At 72.7% G+C, this 19,646-nt stretch carries 16 protein-coding genes; 8 read left to right on the top strand and 8 right to left on the bottom strand.

Translation table 11 applies throughout. The features are described 5' to 3' along the window. The first annotated feature begins 235 nt into the window (after nt 1-235). The 5 genes from AC4BDD_RS29405 to AC4BDD_RS29385 are packed head-to-tail and all read left to right on the top strand — an operon-like array spanning nt 236 to nt 7,917. Entirely contained in the window at nt 236-1,504 is a 1,269-nt protein-coding gene (locus AC4BDD_RS29405) for a phenylacetate--CoA ligase family protein (RefSeq protein WP_490688510.1), read from the top strand. After that, nucleotides 1,501-2,973 (top strand): MFS transporter, encoded by a 1,473-nt coding sequence (locus AC4BDD_RS29400; protein ID WP_490688509.1) that lies wholly within the window; start codon nt 1,501-1,503, stop codon nt 2,971-2,973. The genes AC4BDD_RS29405 and AC4BDD_RS29400 overlap by 4 nt, the downstream gene beginning before the upstream one ends. Next, nucleotides 2,970-4,190 carry a GNAT family N-acetyltransferase gene (locus tag AC4BDD_RS29395; protein WP_490688508.1) on the top strand — a complete coding sequence of 407 codons (1,221 nt, stop codon included), beginning with the start codon at nt 2,970-2,972 and terminating at the stop codon, nt 4,188-4,190. The genes AC4BDD_RS29400 and AC4BDD_RS29395 overlap by 4 nt, the downstream gene beginning before the upstream one ends. Continuing rightward, on the top strand, nt 4,187-5,374 hold the full coding sequence (locus tag AC4BDD_RS29390) for a LuxE/PaaK family acyltransferase (RefSeq protein ID WP_490688507.1): 1,188 nt from the start codon (nt 4,187-4,189) through the stop codon (nt 5,372-5,374). The genes AC4BDD_RS29395 and AC4BDD_RS29390 overlap by 4 nt, the downstream gene beginning before the upstream one ends. Then, the gene (locus AC4BDD_RS29385; protein ID WP_490688506.1) at nt 5,371-7,917 is read left to right on the top strand and encodes an acyl-CoA reductase; all 2,547 of its coding nucleotides are present in this window, start codon (nt 5,371-5,373) and stop codon (nt 7,915-7,917) included. The genes AC4BDD_RS29390 and AC4BDD_RS29385 overlap by 4 nt, the downstream gene beginning before the upstream one ends. Before the next feature lie 70 nt (nt 7,918-7,987). On the opposite strand, the gene AC4BDD_RS29380 is transcribed toward AC4BDD_RS29385, so the two are convergent. Together AC4BDD_RS29380 and AC4BDD_RS29375 are read right to left on the bottom strand one after the other, a co-directional pair. After that, entirely contained in the window at nt 7,988-8,863 is an 876-nt protein-coding gene (locus tag AC4BDD_RS29380) for an SCO4651 family lipoprotein (protein ID WP_490688505.1), read from the bottom strand. Between the two features lie 37 nt (nt 8,864-8,900). Next, a complete protein-coding gene (locus AC4BDD_RS29375) occupies nt 8,901-9,857 on the bottom strand; it encodes a DMT family transporter (RefSeq protein ID WP_490688504.1) in 957 nt (318 codons plus the stop codon). 93 nt (nt 9,858-9,950) lie between these two features. Here AC4BDD_RS29375 and AC4BDD_RS29370 point away from each other — a divergent pair, with 93 nt between their 5' ends. Continuing rightward, on the top strand, nt 9,951-10,874 hold the full coding sequence (locus AC4BDD_RS29370; protein ID WP_490688503.1) for a LysR family transcriptional regulator: 924 nt from the start codon (nt 9,951-9,953) through the stop codon (nt 10,872-10,874). A 7-nt stretch (nt 10,875-10,881) separates the two neighbouring features. Here the strand turns inward: AC4BDD_RS29370 and AC4BDD_RS29365 are convergent, their stop codons facing one another. From AC4BDD_RS29365 to AC4BDD_RS29340, 6 genes are all read right to left on the bottom strand, one after another. Beyond that, the gene (locus AC4BDD_RS29365; protein ID WP_490688502.1) at nt 10,882-11,388 is read right to left on the bottom strand and encodes a DUF6174 domain-containing protein; all 507 of its coding nucleotides are present in this window, start codon (nt 11,386-11,388) and stop codon (nt 10,882-10,884) included. A gap of 137 nt (nt 11,389-11,525) precedes the next feature. Next, nucleotides 11,526-12,323 carry an alpha/beta fold hydrolase gene (locus tag AC4BDD_RS29360; RefSeq protein ID WP_490688501.1) on the bottom strand — a complete coding sequence of 266 codons (798 nt, stop codon included), beginning with the start codon at nt 12,321-12,323 and terminating at the stop codon, nt 11,526-11,528. A 166-nt stretch (nt 12,324-12,489) separates the two neighbouring features. Further along, nucleotides 12,490-13,524, bottom strand: coding sequence for an esterase/lipase family protein (locus AC4BDD_RS29355; protein WP_490688500.1), 1,035 nt, complete (start codon nt 13,522-13,524; stop codon nt 12,490-12,492). Nucleotides 13,525-13,799: 275 nt separating this feature from the next. Continuing rightward, the gene (locus tag AC4BDD_RS29350; protein ID WP_490688499.1) at nt 13,800-14,615 is read right to left on the bottom strand and encodes a serine protease; all 816 of its coding nucleotides are present in this window, start codon (nt 14,613-14,615) and stop codon (nt 13,800-13,802) included. A gap of 130 nt (nt 14,616-14,745) precedes the next feature. Then, nucleotides 14,746-16,722 carry a serine/threonine-protein kinase gene (locus AC4BDD_RS29345; RefSeq protein WP_490688498.1) on the bottom strand — a complete coding sequence of 659 codons (1,977 nt, stop codon included), beginning with the start codon at nt 16,720-16,722 and terminating at the stop codon, nt 14,746-14,748. A 164-nt stretch (nt 16,723-16,886) separates the two neighbouring features. Beyond that, on the bottom strand, nt 16,887-17,426 hold the full coding sequence (locus tag AC4BDD_RS29340; protein WP_490688497.1) for a hypothetical protein: 540 nt from the start codon (nt 17,424-17,426) through the stop codon (nt 16,887-16,889). 260 nt (nt 17,427-17,686) lie between these two features. Between AC4BDD_RS29340 and AC4BDD_RS29335 the strand changes: the two genes are divergently transcribed. Both AC4BDD_RS29335 and AC4BDD_RS29330 read left to right on the top strand, forming a co-directional pair. Beyond that, nucleotides 17,687-18,637 (top strand): hypothetical protein, encoded by a 951-nt coding sequence (locus AC4BDD_RS29335; RefSeq protein ID WP_490688496.1) that lies wholly within the window; start codon nt 17,687-17,689, stop codon nt 18,635-18,637. Between the two features lie 66 nt (nt 18,638-18,703). Then, nucleotides 18,704-19,639: a hypothetical protein gene (locus tag AC4BDD_RS29330; protein ID WP_490688495.1), complete on the top strand. Its 936-nt coding sequence runs from the start codon at nt 18,704-18,706 to the stop codon at nt 19,637-19,639. Nucleotides 19,640-19,646 lie beyond the last annotated feature (7 nt).

Raw genomic sequence — 19,646 nt, 5'->3', positions numbered from 1 at the left:
GTGGTCAGGAGACGCCCACTTCTGCGATATCTTCTATGGCGTTCCCTGGTGATCGAGCGTCGGACGCGACGACGGCACCACGCCGGGAGGGCCGTGCACACGCCCCCCGCGGAACACCCCCGAGCACCGGTACGTGACGAACGGACGCAGCCGAGAACCTCCTGCGCCCGCGTCGCGGCATCGCCGTGCCGGCAGACCCCTACCGTTACCGTCCGTATCCCTAGGCAAAGGCCGAATGTCCGTTCATCCGTTGTCGGACCTCATCCGTTATGCCCGTCATAACTCTCCCTTCTATTCGGATCTCTACGCGGCTCTCCCGCCCGACGTGGCCGACCTGACCGCACTGCCCGTCGTGGACCAGGACGCCTTCTGGGCGGCCAACACCCTCCAGGACAACCGTGTCCTGACCGGCCCCCTCAGCGAGGCGGTCGTCTACAAGACCGGCGGGACCACCGGCGCGCCGAAGTTCTCCTGCTACACCCGTGAGGAGTGGCGGGAGTTCACCACCGCCTTCGGCCAGGGTCTGGTGGACGCGGGGCTGCGTCCGGGTCACCGCGTGGCCGACCTGTTCTACGCCGGCGACCTGTACGCCAGCTTCCTGTTCGTCCTGGACTCCCTGGCCCAGGCCCCCGTCGGCAACGTCCGCCTCCCCATCGGCGGAGCCGCGCCCCTCGAGACCACCGTCCCCGCGCTGAGGGACTTCCGGGCGCAGGTGGTGGCTGGCACGCCGACCACGCTGTGCCGGCTCGCCGCCCACCTGGTGGCCACCGGACACCGACTCCCCTGTGTGGAGCTGCTGTTCTTCGGCGGCGAGGCACTCTTCGCCGACCAGCGGCCGCTGCTGGCCGCCGCGTTCCCCAACGCCGAGGCGCGTTCGCTGGGTTACGCGAGCGTCGACGCCGGTCTCCTCGGCCGTCCCGTCCCCGGGCCGGATTCGCGCGTGCACCGGGCGTTCACCCCGCACACCGTCGTGGAGATCCTCGACGAGACGACCGGGGAGCCGATTCGCGAGGCCGGGCGGGCAGGGCGGGTCGTGGTGACCCAGCTGTACCGCCGCCTGATGCCCGTCCTGCGCTACCCCGCCGGGGACCGCGCCGAGTGGACCGACCCCGAGGCCGGCCACTTCAAGATCCTGGGCCGGGCCGAGGAGGGCGTGCGCGTCGGGCCCGTGTCGCTGTACGCGCGGGACGCGCTGACCGCCGTCGCCGAAGCCGACTCCGGCGGCCGCGTGGTGGGCAGCCAGCTGGTGGTGCGGCGCTGGGAGGGCCGCGACGGGCTGGTGCTGCGCCTGGCCACGGCTCCCGGCGAGGGCACCGAGGGCCTCGCCGAACTGGGCCGCACGGTCGTGGACGGGCTGAACCGGGCCCGGCCGATGTACCCGGAGAGCGTGGCCGCCGGGCACGTCCATCCACTCGCCGTCGAGTGGGCACGCCACGCCGACCTGGTGGTCAACTCCCGCTCGGGCAAGCTGGTCCGGGTGGTCGACGAGAGGCCGACCGCGTGAGCGCCACCACCGGGAGCCAGCCGCGCAGGCTGCCCCTCGTCCTGCGCAACCGTGGATTCGGCGCGGTCTGGCTGGGCCAGGTGCTGACCCAGGCCGCGGTCCGCATGTTCCAGGTCGGCGTTTCGTGGTGGCTGGTGGCCTACGCCGTCGACGCCGGGCGCGGCCTGGCGTCGGGGCTGTTCATGGCCGTCAGCACACTGCCGGCCGTGGCACTGGCGCCCGTGGTCGCCCGGACCGTGGCCCGTTTCGCGCACCGGTCGGTGCTGCGTACGGCCGCGGCGACGGCCGGTGGTGCCGTCGCGGTGCTGGCGCTGTGGAGTCACAGCGGCACGGCTCCGGCGGCGGCCGCGTACGCGGCGGCGCTGCTGCTCGCCTCCTGCCAGGCGTTCTTCGACCCCTGTCTGACCACGTCCGTGCCCGAGCTCGTCGACGACGAGGACATCGAGGCCGCCACCGGCTTCGAGCTGTCCACGCAGTCGCTGGCGAGCCTGGGCGGCGCGCTGCTGGGCGCGCTGATCGTGGACGCGGCCGGGGTGGCCGGGCTGGCGGCCGGCTGCGCCGCCGCCTACCTGGCCGCCGCGCTGCTGATCACGACGGTCCGCTTCCGCGCCGCCGACGCGCGGGAGCCGGGCGAGCAGGCCGCCGCGGAAACCGGGGCCACCGACGAACCCGGGGAAGGCGACGAACCCGGGGAAGCCGAGGATGCCGAAGAAGGCAGGGCCCGTGGGCTGCGCGAGGTGCTGGCCGGGCTGCCGGTCATCCGGAAGATCCTGATCTGCTTCGCCGCGGCCAACCTCTTCACCACCGCCGTCTTCGTGGTCATCCCGCTCTACACCAAGTCCGAACTCGGCGCCGGCGGTCCGACCGTGGCGCTGCTGGAGGCGGCGCTGGGCACCGGCACCCTGCTCGGTTCGGTCACCGGCACCCGGGTCCCCGGTCGGCCCACGCGTCTCGGGGCCTGTCTGCTGGGTGTGATGGCCGCGGCGTTCGCCCTGGCGGGCCTGGTGGCCGGGCGGCTGGTCCTGGCGGGCTGCCTGGTGGTGGCCGGCTGGTGCGTGGGCGTCATCGGCGTGCGCTTCGTCGCGCTGTTCCAGCGGCTCGTCCCACCCGCGGACAAGCCGGGGTTCTTCGCCGTCATGCAGGCCGTGCTGGGCGCCTCCTTCCCCGTCGCCTCGCTGCTCTTCGGCCTGCTCGGCGACGAGCTCCCGGCGCGGACGCTCTGCCTGATCCAGGCCGCGGGGCTGGTCCCCGCCGCGATCGCGCTGGCTCTGCTGCGAACGCCGAGCGGGGTCGACAGCGGTGACGGCGACGGTCCGGCCGACCAGCAAGACAAGACCGGCCAGACCGGCGAGCAAGACCAGACCGGCCGGCACGACCACACCAGCCGGACCAGCCGGACCGGCGAGACCGTCCAGACCGACCGGCCGGGCCGGTCACCGGAGTTGACCGCCGCCGGAGGAGAGCGATGACCCCCGTGATCGACCGGGCGTCGCCGGCCGACATCGCCGAGCTGCGCCAGCTCTACTACGCCGTCTACGGGCCGCACTACCCCAGCGCCCTGGGCACCGACCCCGCCGAGATGTCCCGGCTCATCGGCGACCCGGACACGCTCTGGCTGGTCGCCCGCTGCCCGGAGACCGGCGCCCTCACCGCGTCGGCCGCCGTGCACGGCGAACCGGGCGGTCGCGTGGGCCGGCTGGAGGGACTCGCCGTGCACCCCGGTCACCGGACCGGCGGGCTGGCCTCGGCCCTCACCGACGGGTTGTGCCGGCGCACGCTGGAGGCCGGCCGCCTGGACTCGGTGTACGCAACCGTCCGCACCGTCAGCGCGGGTCCGCAGCGCGTCGTGGCCCGCAACGGGTTCCGGCCGCTGGGCCTGCTGGCCAACGCCGTGGATCTCAGCAGCCGCGAAAGCCTCGCCGTCTACGCGCGACATGCCGCGGGGGTGCTGGACCGCCGCCTCCCCGTCGCCGAAGTGCCGGCCCCGCTGAGCCCGTTGCTCCGCGCGGCCGAGCGCAGTGTGGGCGTCGACTACCTGGCCACACGCACCACCCCGCCGCGCGCCCAGCCGGCCCACCCGGCGGATCCCACCGCTGCGGCGGCTCCGGCCCACCCTGCGGCTCCGGCCCACCCCGGCGCTCCCGCCGCCCCGGCCGCGCCCGCCGCCCGGCTGGAGATGATCGAGGCGCCCGGCTTCGTCCGCCGCCGGTTCCGCGACCGGTTCCCGGGCACCGAGCGCTGGTTCTATCCGCTGCACACGCCCAACACCCTGCTCGTCCCCGACGACGACGGCTTCGAGGTGTACGCGTACCTCAACCGGGCCGGGCGCTACGGTTCCCTGGTCGCCGCCCACCCCGCACCGGAGGCGGCGGCCGCCTGGCTGGAGCCCATCACCCGGGCCCTGACCCGGGCCGGCGCCGGCTACGTCGAGGCGCTGCTGCCGCTGGCGCGGCACGACCTGCTGTCCGCGTTCCTGGCGCAGGGCTTCATCCCCAGCGCGCTCTACCCGGCGATGCGCCCCGAGCCCGGCGGTGACGGCTTCCACGACTACGTGGTGATGTCGCGGACCGCCGAGCAGATCGACTTCCGTGGCGTGGTCGCCGACGGGCCGCTGCAGCCCTACCTGGACGCCTACCTGTCGGCCTGGGCGTCGACCTACCTGCCCCCTTTCGAGGTTGCCTCATGACTCCGACCCCCTCGACCGGTTCCCCGGTCCTCAATCCCCACCTCGCCCCCGTCGAGGTCCCCGACCCCGCCCTGCTGCCGCGGGTGCAGGAGCTGTGCGATCTCACCGATCCGTACGCCTGCGGCCCCGAGGTGGACGAGCTGTTCGCCGCGGCCATGGCGGAGGTCAACGCCTGGCACGCGGACCGCTCCCCGTTCTTCCGCTCGCTGGCCGGGCGAGCCGACCGGGCAGCGGCCGAGCCGTACGGCGCTCCGCCGGTGCACGCCAACTTCTTCAAGCGGCACGAGGTGCTCTCGATCCCCCGGGACGCGGTGGAGCTGCACCTGACCTCCTCGGGCACCACCGGCCAGAAGTCGCAGATGTTCTTCGACCGCTGGACGATCCGCTCCGCCCAGCGCATGGTCGCCCGCATCTTCGAGCGCAACGGCTGGATCACCCCGCAGCAGGAGGTCAACTACCTGCTCTACAGCTACGAGCCCGCGCCCGGCATGAAGCTGGGCACCTCCTTCACCGACAACTACCTGTGCGACTTCGCACCCGCCCGGCGGGTGGAGTACGCGCTGCGGCACACCGGCAGCGGCCATGAGTTCGACCCGTTCGGCTCGGTGGCGGCGCTGCGGCGGTTCGCCGAGGACGACGTGCCGGTGCGCATCCTGGGCTTCCCCGCCTTCCTGTGGTTCACGCTGGAGCGGATGCGGGCCATGGAGCTGCCGCCGCTGACCCTGCCGGAGGGCTCCCTGATCGTCCTGGGCGGTGGCTGGAAGGGCCACGCCGACCGGCAGATCGGCAAGGAGGAGCTGTACGCCCGGGTCACCGAGCAGCTGGGCGTGGAATCGGAGCGGATCCGCGACACCTTCGGTTCGGTGGAGCACTGCGTTCCGTACATCGAGTGCGACCACCACCGGCTGCACGCCCCGGTGTGGTCGCGGGTGTCCATCCGCTCGACGCGCACCCTGGAGCCGCTGCCGCACGGCGAGCCCGGCTTCCTGCACCTGGTCTCCCCGTACATCACCTCGGTACCGGCGCAGAGCGTCCTCATGGGTGACCTGGCGACGCTTCAGCCGGGCCGGGAGTGCCCCTGCGACCTGTCGACCCCCTGGTTCACCGTCCTCGGCCGGGCCGGGGTGAGCCGGAACAAGAGCTGCGCGGTGGCCGCCGCCGAACTGATGAAGGGACTGTCGTGACGACTTCGCCCCCGAGCCCCACAGCCGACCGCCCCCACTACTGGCAGGGTTCGTGTCTCGGCGAGGCGGAGGCGGGCCGCCGCCTGGCCGAGCTGGCCGCCACCGTGACAGCCGTGCTGGCCGAGCCGCTGGACACCGCGGCCGTGCTCTCCGCGTGCGACGCGCTGGCCGGCGCCCTGAGCGACCCCGCCCATCCGACGCGGGTGCGCCTGGCCGCGCACCTGCCCGCCGGCGAGGACGAGGGCGTGCTGGCCGAACTGGGCCTGGCGCTGACCCGTACCGAACTGACCGCCAAGCTCCGCCGCGAGCTGGGCTCCACCGCGCCCCAGCGGCTGACCCGCCCGGTCGCCCGGGAGACGGTGTACGAGGCGTGGGCGCCGGTGGGCCTGGTCGCCCACATCGCGCCCGGCAACGCCGCGACGGTGGCGCCGCTCAGCGTCGTCGAGGGCCTGCTCACCGGCAACGTCAACGTGCTCAAGACCAGCTCCGGCGACACCCTGTTCGCGCAGGCCGTGCTGGCCGAACTGGCCGCGCTGGACCCCACCGGCGCGGTCGCCGAGCGTGTGATCGTGCTGCGCTTCCCCTCCTCGCGTCAGGAGTGGCTGCGGATGATGTGCGCGCCCGCGGACGCGGTCGCGGTGTGGGGCGGGGAGGCGGCCGTCGAGGGCGTCGCCGCGCATGTGCCGCCGGGCTGCCGACTGGTGGAGTGGGGGCACAAGATCTCCTTCGCCTATCTGGCGCGGGATGCCTGGCACGACGAGCGGGCGCTGGCGGCGCTGGCCGCCGACGTCTGCGCGTACGAACAGCAGGCGTGCTCCAGCCCGCAGGTGGTCTACCTCGACACCGAGGACGAGGAGGAGGTCTTCGCGTTCGCGGAGCGCTTCGCCGGGGTGCTCGCCGCGATGCCCGCCGCGGCCGCCGCGGACGCGCCGGGCCGTGCGGAGGAGGCGGAGGTCACCACCACCGAGCTGATCGCCCGGCTGGAGGAGCACCTCGGGCTCACCCGGGTGCACGCCGCGGCGGACGGCTCCTGGCGGGTGATCGCCGACACCCGGCCCGCGCTCACCGCCTCGCCGCTGTATCGGAGCCTGTGGGTCAAGCCGCTGGCGCGGGGGCGCGCGTTGGGCGTGCTGCGGCCGATGCGCCGCTACCTGCAGACGGCCGGCGTCGCGGGCGGCCGTGCCGATGTCGCCGAGCTGTCCCAGCTGGTGCTGGCCGCGGGCGCGACCCGGGTCACGCCGCTGGGCGGGATGCCGTCGGGCTACTCGGGCGAGCCGCACGACGGGGTGTACGCGCTCCAGCGCTACAGCCGCCGCGTCGCGGTGCGGGCCGACGAGCGGTTCGCCACCGTGGCCTGCCTCGATGAGCTGACGCGCCGGGTGCCGGCGCCCGCGCCGGGCGGCCCGCTGCGCGACAAGGCCGCGGTGCAGGAGTCGAACGGGAAGGTCTCCCGGGCCGACGCCGAGCTGTACTTCCGCAGCGGCGGCTCCACCGGCACGCCCGCGTTGTCGCTGTTCGCTTACGAGGACTACGACGCGCAGATGCACGCCGCCGCCCGGGGCCTGCTCGCGGCCGGGTACGACCCGCGCCGCGACCGGACCGCCAACCTCCTCTACTGCGGCGGCATGTACGGCGGGTTCATCAGCTTCTTCTCCATCCTGGAGCGGCTGGGCGGTGTGCAGATCCCGCTGGCCGCCGGCCCCGACCACCGGGCCACGGCGCAGGCGCTGGTGGAGTACGAGGTCGACACGCTGTTCGGCATGCCCTCGTACCTGTGGCAGCTGCTGCACGACCAGGCCGACCTCTTGCGCGCCTACGGCGGCCTGCGCCGGATCTTCTACGGCGGCGAGCACTTCACCGCCGAGCAGCGGCGGGTGCTCGCCGAGGAGTTCGGGATAGAGACGGTCCGCTCGCTCACCTACGGCAGCACGGACCTGGGCCCGCTGGGCTACCAGTGCACCGAGAGCACCGGCGGCGTGCACCACCTCCACGCCGATCTGCACGCCCTGGAGATCCTCGACGTGGACGAGGACCGGCCGGTGGCCGAGGGGGAGACCGGCCGGCTGGTCTTCTCGACGCGCGCGCGGCGGGGCCAGGATCTGGGCCGGTACGTCATCGGCGATCTCGGCCGGGCCGTGCCGGGCCGGTGTCCCTGCGGAAGCCTTGCCCCGCGCTTCGAGCTGCTGGGGCGGCTGGGGGACGTGGTGCGGGTGGCGACGTACTTCCTCAACTATCGGCGGTTCGTGGCGCTCGCCGAGGAGAGCCTGGGCCATCGCGGCGAGACGCAGCTGGTGCTCGCCCATGACGGGCGGCGGGAGCGGCTCACCGTCCGGCTGGAGCGGGCGGGCGGCGAGCCACGCGCCGCGCGGGCCCGCGAGGTGTTCCTGGCGGGCTACGCCGAACTGCGGGCGGCCGTCGCCGAGGGGCTGCTGGAGCTTGAGGTGACGGAGGTGGAGAGCCCCGGGTTCGAACGGACGCCGGCCACCGGCAAGCTGCGCACCGTGGTCGACACCCGGCACCAGCCGGCCGCGGTGACGGCCTGAGCCGCCGGCCGGCGGCCGTCGCCGGTCCGGGCGTGCGCGGTGCGCACGCCCGGACCGGCCGGCCCCCGGCTCAGTTCTTGCCGGATTCCCTGGCGAGGTCGGCGAGGTCCATGACCTGGTCGGCGGGCGGCGCCTTCACCGTGACCGGCTCGTTGTAGGCGAGGACGGTCATCGTCATGTCCAGCGATCCCTTGTCGCCCTTGGCCCGGGTGCGGAGCTGCTTCGCACGGTCGTCCGGTCCGATCCACATGTCCATCGTCATCCGGTCGATGCCCATGGCCTCGTAGCTCCGCAGCTTCTTCTCGCGGCGCTCCCGGGTCCGCCGGTCCTGCTTCTTCATGTCCTCGCGGAGCTGGGCGAAGGTGACCGTGCCCCGGTAGTGGGTGGTCCGGACGCCGTCGATGGTCTCGGTGCCGAGCCGCTTCACGTCCTTGGCGTCGGCGAGACCGGCCGACTCCTCCACCGGGTTCTGCGTCTTGCCGGACAGCGCGTCCGCGCTCGACCGGCCACCGCCCGCCCGCTTCATGGCAGAGGCGTCGAACTTGATCCAGTTCTTCCCGTCGCCCATGTACATCGCCTCGTCGACGATCCGGATCTCCCCCGCGGCCTCGGCGTCGTCGAGGGAGCGCATCTTGATCGACATCGCGGGAGGCTTGAAGCTCATCGCGGCCTCGCCTTCGACGCGGCCGTCTTCCGGGCTCTGGCCGGTCATCCGGTAGCGGACGGAGGTGAGCTTCTCGTTCTTCGCCACGGCCTTGCGGACGGCCGCCACGGGCTCCATCTGCGGCTGCTGCGCCGCACCCTTCGCCGCCTTCTGTCCGGATTCCGCCTTGGACGCCCCCTTGGGGTCGTCCGATCCACAGCCGACGGCGCCGCCGCACAGCAGCGCGGCTACGAGGACGGCCCCGGCCACTCTGGTACGTCTGCCGGGTCCCGTGCTGGTCATGTACCCACCCTTATGGAGAAAATTCTGTTCGCTTACGTCAGAGGTTGACCCTATCGCGACCGGTTTCCTCCGCCATCTCGTTTATGGCTCGGCGTTCGGGGATCTCCTCATGCCGGGCGGTGCGGTGGGCGCGTTCGATGGCCTGCCCCCAGTAGGTGCCGCTGATCATGAGCGCCGAGCCGAGGAAGGCGAGGACGGTGAACCGTTCGCCGCCGAGGCCGATGCCGACCGCCAGGGCCCAGACCGGTTCGGTGCCCAGCAGCAGACTGGCCCGGCTGGCGGAGGTGCGCTGGACCGCCCAGGTCTGGGCGAGGAAGGCGAAGACGCTGCAGAACAGGGCGAGATAGAGCAACTGGGCCCACAGGTCGGGCCCGCCGCGGCCCAGTGCCGGCAGCCCGCTCGCCGCGGGCGCCGCGAACAGCGCGGTGCCGACGACCGTCTGGACGGCCGTGAGCTGCAAGGGCCGCACCGCCCGGCGGCTTGTCAGCCGCCCCACGAGCGCGACATGTGCCGCGCGCACCAGGGCGGCGGCGAGGACGAGCAGGTCGCCGACCCGGGGGGTGTGGAAGCCGCTGCCGGACATGAGCAGTCCGATGGCCAGGAGGCAGACACCGGCCGCGGCGAAGAAGCGTGCGGGCAGCCGGCTGTTGCCGGCGGTGCGGTCCAGCAGCGGGGTGAGCACGATGGTGAGGCTGATGATCAGGCCGGCGTTGGCGGCGCTGGTGTGCGCGACGCCGTAGGTCTCCAGGACCAGGATGGCCGCCTGGCTGACGCCCAGCACCGCCCCGACCCGGACCTCGTCCCGGGTGAGGCGTCCGCGCCCGCGCCGGACGGCGACGAGAGCCAGGCATGCGGCGGCGGAGAGCGCGTAGCGGGCGAAGAGCACCACCGGTACCGGAAGGGCATGGGTGGCCGTCTTCGCCGCCAGGTAGCTGGAACCCCAGACGATGGCGACAAGGAGGAGGACCGCATCAGTGCGGCGGGCATGCGACACGCCCCTACGCTGCACCAGCTCCACCCTGAAGCCCAGTGCGACCTTCTTCAGTGATCTTTCAGCTTCACTGCACGGTGTCCCTAGACTGGGCCGGTGAACGAACGGCAGTTGCGGATCCTGCGGGAGCTCGGCGAGCTGGGCAGCGTCACCGCGGTCGCGGAGGCGCTGCTGATGACCCCCTCGGCGATCTCCCAGCACCTCAGGCTGCTCCAGCGCTCCATCCCCGTTCCGCTCACCGAGCGCGACGGCCGGCGGCTGGTGCTCACCGATGCCGGCCGCGCCCTGGCCGGCGCCGCGATCGAGGTGGAGACCGCGCTGGCCCGGGCGCGGCACTCCGTCGACGAGTTCGTCGACCAGCCGGACGGAGGTGTCTCGGTGGCGGCCTTCCACAGCGCGGCCGCGGCGTTCTTCCCCGTCCTGCTGCGCCAGGAGGCCGCCGGCCCGGGACGCCCGCGGCTCGTCCTCGCCGACGAGGACGTCGCGCAGGACCACTTCCCGCGGCTGACCCGGGACTACGACCTGGTGCTCGCCCACCGTCTGGACCATGCGCCGCCGTGGCCGCGCGCGGTCACCGTCACCACCCTGCTGCGTGAGCCGCTCGACGTCGCCATGCCGGCCGACCACCCGCTGGCCGGCAAGCGACGCCTCACCCCGCGAGATGTGGCGGATCAGCCGTGGATCACGGTGCACGACGGCTTTCCGCTGATGGCCACCATCGAAGCCATCGCGGCGGCCGCGAACCGGCGGCTCGACATCGCGCACCGCATCAATGAGTTCGTGGTGGTCGCCGAAGCGGTGGCCGCCGGGGGCGGCCTGGCCCTGATGCCCCGCTGGACGACACGGCCGCATCCCGCCCTGGTACTCAAGCCGCTCAGCGGCGTCCACGCCCGGCGTCACATCGATGTGCTCCACCGCCCCGAACGCGCCGCCCGGCGGGCCGTACGGACGGTGCTCACCGATCTGCGCCGGGCGGCCGCCGCGATCCAGGGCCGGGACGCCTCACAGTGGTCGGAGTGAGCTCGTCTCAGCGGCGCACCGGCTGGTAGTCGCTGATGGCGTACAACGCCTCGTCGTCCACCGCGTTCTCATACCAGTCCACGGTGATGCGGGAGGGGCGCCCGTCGGCCGCGTGCTCGACCTTGACCTTGTCCGCTCCGTCCTTCTCGGCCCGCTCCACATCCTTCATCAACCCGCCGATGGTGGGCACGTCCTCGGGGTTCTCCTGCACCACCCGCCGCCCGCTCTCGTCGAGACCGACCGCCTTGGCCACCTTGCCGTCCCGCACCGTCACCCGGAACGTCCCGATCAGCGCCCGCAGCCCCTGGAACGACTCCAGGGTGTACGTGTACGAAGCGGGCTCCTGCCAGGTCGCGCTCCGCACCGACACACCGCCCTTCGTCTTGCCCTCAGAGCCATGGCCGGGGGCCTGACCGGACCCGGAGTGCTGTGCGGACTCGGAGCGCTCCGCGGACCCCGAGCCGCAAGCGGCCATCGCCCATCCCGATGCCGCGACCAGCACCGCGGCAATCACCGAACGACAGTTGACACGTACACCATTCATCTCGGCAGCCCCCTGGGAAGAAACAGTCGCCGCTGTGACGTCCACCGGGATGAACGGGTTCCACCAGCGGTGCCGCCTCCCCGGCCGGCCGGGCGCGCCGGCTCGGCTCAGTCCCCGAAGGCGCCGCGCAGCGCCACGGCGAACTCCGCCGCGTGCGAGAGGAATCCCACGTGTCCGCCCGGGAACTCCACGATCCCGGTGCCGGTACGCTCCGCCAGGACCTCCGCCGTGCGGTGCAGCAGCGTCTTCGGTCCCTCGCCGCCGACCACCAGCGTGAAAGGCCCGGCGCTGAGCGCGTCGACGTCGGGCCGGAAGCGGACGAACGAGCGCAGTTCATACGCCAGGCACGTCGCCGTGTTGGCGCGGATACGGGCCAGCATCTCCCGCGCCGGGGCCGGCAGGTTCTCGGACGGTTCCGGCGCCGCCTCCACGCCGATCTCCGCGCAGAACATCCGCAGCGCGGGGTCGACGCCCTCGCGCTCGTACAGCTCGTACACCTCCTGGAAGAACGCGTGCCACCGGCCGGCGTCGGGAAGCAGCTCGATCAGGAAGGGCTCGTGCGCCACCATCGCCCGCACCTGGCCGGGGTGCCGGGCCAGCAGGTCCATGCCGATCATGCCGCCGTAGCTGGTGCCGAAGACATACGCCGGTTCACCGCCGGCGACCGCCTTCAGCAGCAGGTGGGCGTCGTGGCCGTGCTCCTCGATCCACTGGGCCTCGGGCGGGCCGGTGAGGCGGCTGCGGGAGTTGCCGCGCAGGTCGTAGGTGATGACGGTGTGGCCCTCCGCCAGCAGCGCGGCCAGCGGGCCGAACATGGCCGCGTCACCGTCACCACCGTTGATGAGCAGCACCGGCGGGCCCGATCCGCGCACTTCGTAGTGGATCTCGGCCCCGGGTGCGGTCAACGTCCCTGTCTCCATAAGCCTTTCAGGGTGCCCGACCGGCGGGGCTGCGGGCAACGGCTCACCGTGGAACGGTGGTTGAGCGGAGGCGGGATCCACCGACACCTGACCGGGTCGGGGAGGGAGGTGCGCCCCGGCCGGTGGCCGGGGCGTGGATCGCGCGTGGGGGTCAGCAGGTGGGGCGCTGGGCGCGCGCCGGGTCCAGGGCGTTGAAGACCAGCCGCGCGGCGAGCGGGTCGTAGCTGATGTTGATGTGGTCGCTGCTGTTCGCCGGGCAGTACGCCTGTGCGGTGTGGTTGGTGACGTTGGCGGACGACGGGAGGTAGGACGAGGCGAAGGGGGTCACCACCTGGTCGTGGACGGTGGCGACGACGGTGTAGTCGACGTCCGGGTGCGCACGGCCGGCGGCGTTGAGGTCCTTGAGGAAGTCGGAGCCGACGACCTGCTGCTCACAGGAGGTGCAGGAGACGCCGAGCACCTTGTCGGCGCCGGGGATCAGACGGGACATCAGGCCCATCCCGTGGAAGGTGGTGCCGTGGTTGGGCGGGGTCAGGGCCACCAGCTTGCCGACCTTGTCCCCGCCACCGAGCCTGTCGATGTAGTAGCGCGGCATCATGCCGCCCTGGGAGTGGCCGACCAGGTCGACCTGGGCGGCGCCGCTCGCGGTGCGCACCCGGTCGACGAAGGAGGCGAGCTGCCTGGCCGAGGCGGCCATGTCACCGGTGCCGATCAGCGGGACACCCTGCGCGCCCCCGTAGTTGAGCGCGTAGACGCAGTACCCGGCCTCCTTCAGGCGGGGCGCGAGCGCGGCCCAGTTGGCGTAGCGGTTCTCGAAGGTGCCGTGCACCAGGACGACCGGGTTCGGGTGTGCCTGGCTCGGGCGGCAGGCCCAGTCGTTCGCCCCGGCCGGGACGGCCGTGGGGTGCGTCAGGGAGTACTGGAACGCGGACATGAAGTCGTCCTGCGCGGGGCCGGGGCGATCGGTGACGTCCTCGGCGGACTGGGCGGTCTGCTCGGCGCCGGCGGCGGTCGGGGGGTTTCTGTGGGCGGCGTCCGGCGATGCCGACGCGTGGTCGACCGCCAGACCGGACAGGCTCAGGCCGATCGCCGCCGCCAGGCCGGCGGTGCTCGCGATCAGCCATCGTCGGCGCCGCGTGTGCCGGTGCCCGCGTGTACGCACGGACGTGGTCCCGTTGCTCCGCATGAGTTCTCCTTCGTCCCGAGGCGCCGTCACACCCGCCGCACCGCGGTGCCGCGAAAGCTACCGGCGCGTAGCATCAGGACCACGCTGGCCCCACGGGCTTGCACCGCACTAGCGATGCGACGGAGGCCGGGCGAAAGATGTCATTGGCATGACACTTCTGCGAAACGCCGGCGCAGCGAGGCGAGGCGTCGCATGTCCACGAGCCGGGGAGCGGAGAACTCCGAGTCTCAGTGATCAGCGGGTCGACGGAAATCCATCGACCCGCCGGACCACGGTCAGCCCTCCCCCGGCACTCCCGCAGACTCGGGCTGTGGACCGGTGTACTGGGTGATCCACTCGAGGTAGGTGGAGACACGGGTGTAGTAGTCGACCTTCCCGTCACAGGCGTTGCTGCGCACCGACGGGATGCCGATCAGGTAGTGCACCTCGTCGACGACCTCGATGGCCGGTCCGCCCCCGTCGCCGGAGCAGATGCCCTTGTCGTCCCCGGGATCTCCGCACAGGTGCGCCCGCTCACTGACCTTCGAGGACTTGTAGCAGTGCTGGCTCTGCGTCTCCTCGAAGAACGTCAGGCCGTCGGGCTCGGGTTCGTCGTTTCCCAGCTTTCCCCAGCCCGCGACGAGAAACGTCCCGTAGTCGCGGCGGATCTCCGCCGAGGACGGCAGGCGGGCCGGCAGGACGTCGGAGCCGAAGGTGACGAGATCGGCCAACTCCAGCAGCGCGATGTCGTTCCGCTCATTGCGACCCGGCTTGTAGTCAGGATGGGCGATCGACCTCTTGACCTGGTGGATGCGCGGGTCGTCCTGGTCGTCGAGCACCTCTTTCCGGTCGACTCCGCCCATCCGTACGACCATCCGCGCGTCCGGCCGGACGCAGTGAGCGGCGGTCGCGACATACCGGTCGCTGACCAGGGTCCCGGCGCAGTCGGACTCGTTGTCCGACTCGATGGCTTGGACCTGCACCGCGTAGGGGAACTGCTCCGGGGATGTCACCTCGGTGCCGTTGACGATGGCGTGCGCCGGCGGCGTACTTGCCACCAGCCCGGCCGCCGCCAGGCCGGCCATCAGAGATCGGCGCGTCCCGCCACCCATTCGTCACTCCCTGAGATCGATCGGATGCGAGGCGTGAGTATAGCGATCTCGGGTGAAGGGTCGATGACCAGCGGAGTGCGTTCCGCCTTCCGTCCTTCCGTGTTCCGCCGCCCGGCGGGGCCGGGCGCGGTCAGCCGGACCGCTCGTAGTGGTACCCGTCGCCGTGCGCGGGTCCCACGTCGTGGCGGATGCCGCTGGGGTCGTCGACGAGGAAGGAGGAGGGGTCCATGTCGGCGCAGACACTGGGGGAACGCGGCTCGTCCACCACGGCCGTCCCGATGTTGATGCGGCGCCCGCCGTCCGTCACGGAGACCAGCTTGGCGACGTTCTCGCAGTGGCCCACGGTGTCGTTGATGAGCCGGACGGCGTTCTCGCCGGTGCGGGCCCGGTAGATGACCACCTTGCCCGGCTGCTGGGAGTACTGCGCGGTCAGGTTCCAGGTTCCGACGAAGTACGACGGCACCTGGCTGCCGTCCGCGGTGGGCTTGGGAGCGGGACGGCTGCCGCCGCCGGATGTGCTGGTGCCTCCGCTGTCGGCCGTGCCCGTTCCCGTGGTGCTGTCGGAGGAGTCCGTCCGGCCGTCATCGGAGTCTCCGCCGCCGGCGGAGCCCGCACCGCCCTGGCCGGCGGCCGGTCCCGAATCACCGGCCGTGTCCTCGCCCTTGCCCTTGTCCTCCGCGGAGCCCTTGGGCTTCTTGGCGGCCCGGGTCTTCGAGGGCGCGGCACTCGGCGACCCGGACGCCGAGGAGGTGCCGGAGCCCGGCGGCTCGGCGGAGCGGCTGTGGTCCGGGGACGCGGCCTGCGGCTTCCCGATGTGCGGGAGCAGGGTGATGGCGCCGCCGCCGACCGTCACCACGGCGACGACGGCGATCCCGATGACCACCGGCCTGCGGGGCCGGCGCTCGCGCCCGGGGGTTCGCTCCGGCCTCTTGTCCGGTGTCCTGTCCGGCGCCTGGTCCGCCGACGGGTCCGGTGTCCGGTCCCCCGGCGGCTTGGGCTCCGCTTCTCCCGCGCGCTCAGGGCCCGCGCCCTTGGGCCGAAGGCCGACCGTCGAACGGTCGGGCGGCCTCGGCGCGGGCGGGGCCTCCTCCGCCCCTGGCCGGGGATCCGCCCCTGACCGAGGGTCGTGGGCATCGTCTTCTTCCCGCAGCCCAGACGCTTCCGCGTCCAGCAGCCGTGCCGCCTGCTGCGCGATGTCCGCCACGAGTTCCGCGGGCAGCCATCCGCCGCCGGACTCGGCGGGGCTCATACCGTCGGCCGACCGCAGCAGTTCCTCCACGCTCGGCCGCCGGTCGGCCTCCTTGGTCAGACAACGCTCCACCAGGGTCCGCAGCGGCTCGTCCCGCACCGCGGCAAGATCCGGTTCGCCCTCGACGATCTGGTACATCACGGCGTGTTGATTGCTCACGCCCCGCCCGAAGGGCAGCAGTCCCGTCGCCGCGTACATCAGGACGCAGCCCAGCGTGAAGACGTCGCTCGCGGGCCCCACCCGCCGGCCGCGGATCTGCTCGGGCGACATGAAGCCGGGCGAGCCGATGACCATGCCGGTGCTGGTCAGCAGGGACTCCACCGAGGCGTCGAGGGCGCGGGCGATACCGAAGTCGATGACCCTCGGGCCCTCCACGGTGAGCATCACATTGGACGGCTTCAGGTCGCGGTGCACGATCCCCGCCGCGTGGATGTCCTTCAGTGCCCGCAGCAGTCCCTGAGCCAGGGCGCGCACCGAGTCGGCGGGCAGGGGGCCGTACTGACGGACCACCTGCTCCAGGGAGGGGCCGGGCACATAACCCGTGGCCACCCAGGGCGCTTCGGCGTCGGGATCCGCGTCGAGCACGGGCGCGGTGTGGCGCTCGCCGACGCGTCGCGCCGCGTCGATCTCCCGGCGGAAGCGGGCCCGGAACTGCTCGCTCGACGCGTGCTCCTCATGCACCACCTTGACGGCCACGGTGCGCCCGCCCGCGGACCGGGCCAGGTAGACCCGGCCCATCCCCCCGGCACCGAGCCGGCCCAGCAGGAGGTAGGGCCCGATCCGCTGCGGGTCGCCCGGCGCCAGCGGCGCCATCCCCACCAGGTGATCGCCCCGCTCGTCCCCGTCGGCACTGCTCATGCTGGACTGGCCCCCCGATCGTCCCCGCTTGGTCGCTGAACTCGCGCAAGGATAAAGGGTAGTTGTCCAGCCGCTCAGCAGGGCGGTGAGCATGGCCGAGGCCCCGGGGCGGGTGCCCCGGGGCCTCGTACGGTCGAAAGCCGTCCGCTTGCGTCAGCGCGGGCTCAGCGCAGGCCCTGCTGCGACTTCGAGGTCAGCTTGCCGTCGGCGAAGATCACCGAGGCGGAGCCGTAGGTGGAGGACTGGTCGCACTGGTAGGCGTAACCGCTGTGACCGGCGATCCGCGACTCGGCAGTGCGCACACAGACTCCGGATCCGGCCTTGCGGTGCATGGTGGCCACGGAGTCGTTCTTCTTCAGCCGGTCGTACTTGGCCTTCGTCATCTTGCCGTTGGAGACGATCAGCCCGGCCTGCGCCTTGGTGTACGCCTTGCCGTTGTCGAAGGAGAACTGGGCGACGCTGTACGCCTTCGAGCCCTTGCACTGGTACGACTTGTACGTGTGGCCGCCGTAGCGGGACTCGCTGATCTTCTTGCACGCGCCGGAGCCGGCGGTGGAGTGCATGAACGAGATCGTGGAGCCGAGCTTGACCTTGCCGTACTCGGTCGGCGTGATCGTCGCGCCCGCCGCGGAGGCCGGCGAGGCCAGGGCCGTCACCGCGGCGGCGGCGAGCAGACCGGGAAGAGCGGCCGTTCGTATACGCATATTGTTTTGTGTTCCTTGTGTGTGAGGTTGCCGGATCTTTCGTGAAGATCCGGCATGAGTGTACTGATCACCACCAGTCCTCCGCACGCGTTTTGCGCGGACGCTGCGCACGGATTCCTCGCCCCTGATCGGCAGCTCGTACACCTTCGCCCCGTTACCCGATGGTAGTGCCGTCCGTCCCCTCTCCTCTCGGTGCGTCTTCGGATAGGCTGAAGTGAGCCAATTTCCGCTGTTTCCCAGCGAGTTCGGCACGGGGGATCATGAGACGGATCCGAAGGTCCGACCTGTCCATCGGCGCCGTGTGCGCCCTCGGGGTGGCAGCGGCACTCTCCGCGGCGCCCAGCGCGTCCGACGGACCGTCCGCGCGGGCCACCACCGGGCTGTCGCTGACCCGCGGCGGAGAGGGCATCGCCGTCTCGCCGCACGCGGAGGGCTCGGCCACGGCATCCGGCAGCGCCTCGCTGACCGCTCCCCCGCCGCTGTCCGTACCCCCCGACACCGGCCCGACCGGGCCTTCCCGCTCCACCCACTTATCGAGCGGGCCCGACAGCCCCAGCCACCGCACGGATCACGGCGGGCAGCGGTCCTCCGCCCCGGCAGCCACATCCGGCCGGCCGTCAGCCTCGCCCACCGACCCGAAGACCGGGGGACACCCGTCACGCGGACCGGCCTCCCCCGGGCCCAGCACCCCGGCGCCGGGCACCACCGCTCCCCCGTCCCCCACCGGCCCCTCCGCGCCCGGGCCGGACCGCTGCGGGCACGCCCGCCCGTGGCAGGGGCTGCGGATCGCCTTCACCTCGCCCTGCGAAGGGGCGACGGTCCCGCAGCTGGTACCGGTCCGGCTGAAGGTGCCGGAGTACCCGGCCGAGGACCAGGGCGCGTTCGTGATCACCGGCACCGTGCTCACCGACGCCACCGGCCGGCGGCTTCCCGAGCCCTTCACCTTCGCCGAGTTCCATCCCCTGGCGCTCGACCCCGGGACCTCCGAGGAGACAGGCCGTCCGGGCATCTGGCAGAACAACGTCATCGTCGGGACGCGCTGCGCTCCGCAGACCGATCGCACCCGGGTCGAGCTGCGGCTCTATCTGCTGTCGCCCGCCGGGCTGACCTTCGCGGAGCGGGAGTGGCGCCAGTCCACCCCGGTGCGCGTCCCGCGCGACAGCGTCCTGATGGACCGGATCACCGTGACCCGGCACGACGCCTGCCGCTGACCGTGCGGAGCGCCTCGGCCCGTACGGCCACGACTGCCGGCCCGTCCCGGCGCGAAGGAGATCCGCATGAGCACACCCTCCGGCACCCCGGACCCTTCGGACGACGACAGAGCTGAGGACGCCCGGTCCGGCACCCGGTCCGGCCCTGCCGACGAGGGCGGTGCGGACACCGCCTCCGCCGCCGCGGACGCGCGGCCGGACGAGGGACGAAGGGCGGAGCCGGACGAGCGGTCAGGCGGGGAGCCCCACGCGGATCCGGGCGTGGAGCCGGGCGGGGAACCCGACGGGGATCCGGGCGGGGATCCGGGCGCGGAGCGGTCCCGGCGGGTCGGCTGGCCGGTGGCGATCGGCAGCGGCGTCGCCATCGCCACCGCGCTCGCCGCCCTGGTCACGGCCTTCACCCCCTGGCTCACCGGCGGGGGCGGCGACGAGGCCAGACCCGCGCCCACCGCCCCCTCCAGCGGCCCCAATCCCTCGCCGACACCGGCGCCGACACCGATACCAACACCGACGCCCTCGCCGACGCCCTCGCCGACGCCCTCGCCGACGGTGGAGAAGCCGTGCCGTTCCGCCAAGGCGGCGCACGGCTTCCGCGCCGCGTTCATCGCGCCCTGCGACGGGGGTTCCGCCACCGCCCCGTACCCCACCGTCACCCTCGCGGTGCCGCGGTACCCCGCCGGGGACGGTTCCCAGGGGCGGATCTGGATCGTCTCCAGGATCCTCACCAACGGCGCGGGTATGCCGCTCGCGGACGAACCGCTTTATGGCCAGTACCCGGTGGAGCGCAAGACCGCCGACCACTTCACCACCACGACCTGGCAGAAGAACCTCTTCGTCTTCCAGACCTGCCACGACTACGGGCCCACGGAGCTCTCGGTGTACTGGCTCGATCCCAGCGGCGCCAAGGAAGCCGAGAAGTGGCGGCCGGGAGTCACCATCACGATTCCCGCCCACAGCACACTGCTGGACCAGGCCACCGTCACCCTCAGCCCCGGCTGCTGATCGCCTC

This window comes from Streptomyces sp. JLBT605 (genome assembly GCF_058215555.1).
The sequence above is the reverse complement of the archived record's forward strand: the minus strand, read 5'-3'. Positions and strand labels throughout refer to the sequence as shown.